This window comes from Chitinophaga sp., from assembly GCF_036566945.1.
In the GTDB taxonomy this organism is placed as follows: Bacteria; Bacteroidota; Bacteroidia; order Chitinophagales; family Chitinophagaceae; genus Chitinophaga.
The window spans coordinates 1-4,320 of record NZ_DATCVJ010000574.1; the positions used below are offsets into that span (position 1 = coordinate 1).

At 48.3% G+C, this 4,320-nt stretch carries 2 protein-coding genes; both read right to left on the minus strand.

Annotated elements, in window-relative coordinates:
• Positions 1-492: RagB/SusD family nutrient uptake outer membrane protein (locus tag VIP81_RS17500; RefSeq protein ID WP_331963711.1), on the minus strand; the 492-nt coding region annotated here is incomplete at its 3' end.
• A gap of 10 nt (positions 493-502) precedes the next feature.
• On the minus strand, positions 503-4,144 hold the full coding sequence (locus VIP81_RS17505; protein WP_331963714.1) for a SusC/RagA family TonB-linked outer membrane protein: 3,642 nt from the start codon (positions 4,142-4,144) through the stop codon (positions 503-505).
• Positions 4,145-4,320 lie beyond the last annotated feature (176 nt).

The following is a 4,320-nucleotide window of genomic DNA, read 5'->3' on the forward strand; positions in this document are numbered from 1 at the left end:
GGCATCATAACTTTTCGCAAAAATATTAACCAGCATGAAGTGCGCGTAGGCTCTTGCTACCAGCGCTTCTCCCCGCTGATGTTTATACAGGGCAGGATCAGCAGCATTGCTGCATGCCAGCAACGCCTGGTTGGCAGCGGCAATGGCGGTATAACAGGCTTTCCAGTAATCTTCCGGGGAGTCTTCGTCTACCGATTGGATATCGTTAAATAAGTAGGCGTCCTGGTTAGGGCGGTAATAGGCGCCTACGCCTTTGTCGCCCACATTATCCGACATGGCTTCGCACATGGTAATGTAGCTGGACTGTGGATAAGCGGTGCCCAGTAACTTACTCACTTTGGCGGGTGTGCTGAGGTCTGTCCAGGTGCTGTCCGGCACCTGCTCCAGGTATTTCTTACAGCCGCCGGCTATCACTGTCATCAGCGCAAATGCGCCGACAAGGACCGGCCTTATTTTACGTGTATGGGTATGCGTTATATATGAGCTTGACATAGTTCCTTTTTTAAATACCAACTTTTAATGAAAAAGTGAATTGCTTTTGAATAGGCTGTGCCACCCCACCTGCATTAAAAAATTCGGGATCTTGTCCCTGTAATTTTTTATCTGCATATATCAGCCATGGGTTGATAGCCGCGGCACTTACGGCCACGTTATTAATCCCAGCATGCCTGGTAAGATCACCGGGGAGCTGGTAGGTGAGTGAAATGGTTTTGAGGCGAATGAAATCTCCTTTGGCTACTCTTTCGGTAGAGAAGTTGTAGTTATTGTAAGGATGTGCGCCGCTGATCAGCAACTGCTCAAAGGCGTCCAGCATAGAAGGCACCGATGTTTTGTTTTCATCTCCCGGCATTACCCAGCGGTCGTAAAACTCTTTAGGCATGGCATCGAGGTCGGAGTAAGTAGTTTTGAAAGCAGGGTAGAGGCGGATCTTGTTGCCAAACTGATAAGTAAAAAATATGTTCAGTGATAAAGCTTTATAGCGAAATGTATTGGAGAAGCCGCCAGTAACAGGCGGATCTACCGGACCTTCATACACGAGATGGCTGGTGTTCAGCGATTGCAGATTTACGTCGCCACTGTGCACGCCATCCTGGTTGATAAAAGAAGGGGCACCTGATTTTGGATCCAGACCGGTGTATTGCAGGGAAAAGAGACTATGTACCGGATAACCTTCTGTGTTACCACCTTCTGCCACTACCAGGTCAAAAATGCCGGGAATGTTTTTGGCATTGGTAATTTTGTTAACGCTGTAACCGAAGGTCACATTGGATTTCCAGCCCCAGTCTTTACTGCGGATTACATCTCCGCCTATCATTACTTCTATGCCTCTGGAGTCCATGTCTGCATAGTTGGCGGCTTTATACATTTCCCCACCAATGCCGGATGTTTTGATGCGGCTGATAAGATCAAAGCTTTTGCGGGTGTATGCATCCATGCTGAAATTCAGGCGGCCATTGAAGAAGCCTCCATCGAGTCCGATGTTGGTGGTGTATAATTTTTCCCAGGTGAGTTCATCATTTTGTAAGTGTGATAGCCGGATCACAGATTCCACCTCTGTGAGATGCGGTCTGTTGGTATTCACGGTTTGATAAACGATGTTGGAATTGGTAGCAGGTCCCATGCTGGCGGTGAGGCCGTAGCTGGCGCGCAGCGTGAGATAATCCAGTTGTTTGATGCGGGCGGCAAAATCTTCCCGGTCTATATTCCAGGAGCCGGCTACGCTCCAGGTAGGCAGCCAGCGGGCCTTGCGTGATTGTCCTAAACGGTTGGAGCCATCATATCTGCCGGTAGCTGTAAAGTTATATTTGTTATTATAGGCATAGGTGCCAGTGGCATAAAAAGCCGCAAAGCGGTCGTAATCCCTGCCCATACCGAAGTAAGGGAAATTGCTTTCAATCGTTTGTTTGAGGATGCGGTAGTCGGTGAAGGTAGCGCCGCCATTATCGTATTGATAGCCGTATCCGGTATTGGAAGCATTCTGGCGATCGGCATATTTTACCTGTTGACCTACCAGTACGTTGATGTTATGTTTCTGTGCAAAAGTGTCGCTGTAGTTCAGGCCGTTGCGGAAGTCGTAGTTCAGCAGCTGGTCTTCCGTACGGTTATAAAAACCGCCGGCGGGTAATACAATCACCGGAGGCGCGTCCGGGTTGTCCGGGTCGCGGTATAGAAACTTATTTCTTTCTGCGATGGTAGCATTTCCGGCGGAACGGTAAGCGTTGGCCATGTTGGCATTTTCTGTGATCTGGTGTTCACGGGAAGATTTTACATACCTGATCGCGCCGGTGAATTCGTAACGGAGATGTTTTGTCAGCTTCCAGCCCAGGTCTCCCTGTAACCGTAAATCCATCATATTCAGGTCCAGGTAATTATTCTGCAGTTCATTGATGATGTTGAATGGTGCATAATTTCTCCGGAAGTATTCAAGGTTACCGTCTTCGTCATAGGCGGTGAGGGTACGACTGGTATTGAGAGAATAGCTAAACGGGTTGATGTCAAAATCGCGGTCGTATTGTCCTTCTACCGGGTTGCTGCTCCGGGTGAGGGCGCCGGGGGCTTTCTGCCGGCGCACAGAGGCGAGGGTAGAGAAACCTGCGGAGAGTCTGTCTGAAAATTTATAGGTATTGCGATAGTTGAGGGTGTACCGGGTTACTTTATCTGCCAGGGTCCAGCCGTTATCGCTATAGAAGCTGGTAGAGAAATAAGATTGTGATTTATCGGTACCGGAGGAAATGCTGAGGGAATGTTCCTGTACAAAATTGTTGCGGAACAACAGGCCAAACCAGTCGGTATTGGCTTTGGCGTAGCGGAGCAGAAATGCTTTGCGGTGTTCCGGATCGTTTTCTACAGGGAATTCACCATTTTTATCAGCGTCCAGTTTTTCGTATAGTTTACCGAAAACTCCGATATCGCCTTGCGACAGGATATCGGAGTTAAGAATACCTTTTCTTTCCAGTTCTGCCAGCACAGACATTTGCTGGCCGGAGTTCATGATATTGAAATTGTTGTAGTTGGGTTTCAGCTGTGTGCTGAAGTTGCCGCTGTAGTTAATAACAGGCTTGCCTGCACGACCTTTTTTCGTGGTGATCACTACTACGCCGTTCATAGCGCGGGCGCCGTATAAGGCGGCTGCTGCGGCATCTTTCAGGATGTCGAAGCTTTCAATATCGTTGGCATTGAGTCCTGCTACGGCAGAACCGAGCAGGGTGGTAGGATCTCCGCTGGAGAGCTGATCGTTGGAGATATTGACCACGTCTTCCAGCACTACACCATCTACTACCCAGAGGGGTTTGTTGTCGCCATTGATGGAGGTGGCGCCGCGGATGCGTACTTTAGGTGCGCTACCGAAGGTGCTGGATACATTCTGAATAGAAACGCCGGCTACTTTTCCTTCCAGCATGCGGCTTACATCGGTGAGTCCGTCTATCTTCACCTCTTCTCCTTTCAGGCGCGTGGCGGCGCCTGAAAATTTGGATTTGTCGATGCTCTGAAAACCTGTTACCACTACTTCCTGGAGGCGGGTAGGTTTTTCTTTCAGTACAATGGTGAGGGCGCCGCTTCTGAATTCGGCTACGCTGATTTCTTCTGTTTTGTAGCCGGTGAAATTAAATACCAGGATGGCGTCGTTGGCAATTTTTTTCAGTTCAAATGCACCTTTGTCATTGGTGGTAACGCCGCGGGAGGTGCCTTTGATAAGAATGCTCACGCCGGGGAGTAGTTCTTTCTTTTCGTTGGTAACAACTCCTTTTACATCTGTAACGGGAACGGCAATACGTAATAGTGTATTCGTTGCAGTTAGTTGCGCAGGTTTTTTGCCGTTGTCGTGTTTAATGACCACGCGGTCGTACATAACGCTGTAGGAAAGGGAGTACGGAGTAAGCAGTTTGTTCAGCAGGTCGCCGACTTTCTCGTTGTGTGCATTCACACTTACTTTGTTGGCATCGAGTACTTCATTACCTACATACACAAAGGATACTTCTGCGAGGTCGCTGATTTTTTCCAATGCGTCTTTCAGGATGACATTCTTTAGTTCGATCGTTATTTTTTTGTCGAGTGCATCCTGGAGGCTGTTGCCGGCGCGGGCCTGCATCACTGCCAGCAGGAGCAGTAAGCCATAAAAAATTGATTGTTTTTTGCGGAACATAGTTATAGTTTATTGGTTTCGTTCTGGGCCATAGGATCCCCGTTCCGGTTGTTGGACAAAACCGGACAATAGAGGGCCTGCTGCATATGCAGGGCGTTTTTAATTAGTTATATAATGGCATAATACTAGCCGGACAATAAGGATGTAATCAATATCATAGACGATTCAGTTTGGTT

Excerpts from the sequence above, each read along its gene's own strand:
- VIP81_RS17505 (WP_331963714.1), bottom strand. The coding sequence starts at position 4,144 with ATGTTCCGCAAAAAACAATCAATTTTTTATGGCTTACTGCTCCTGCTG.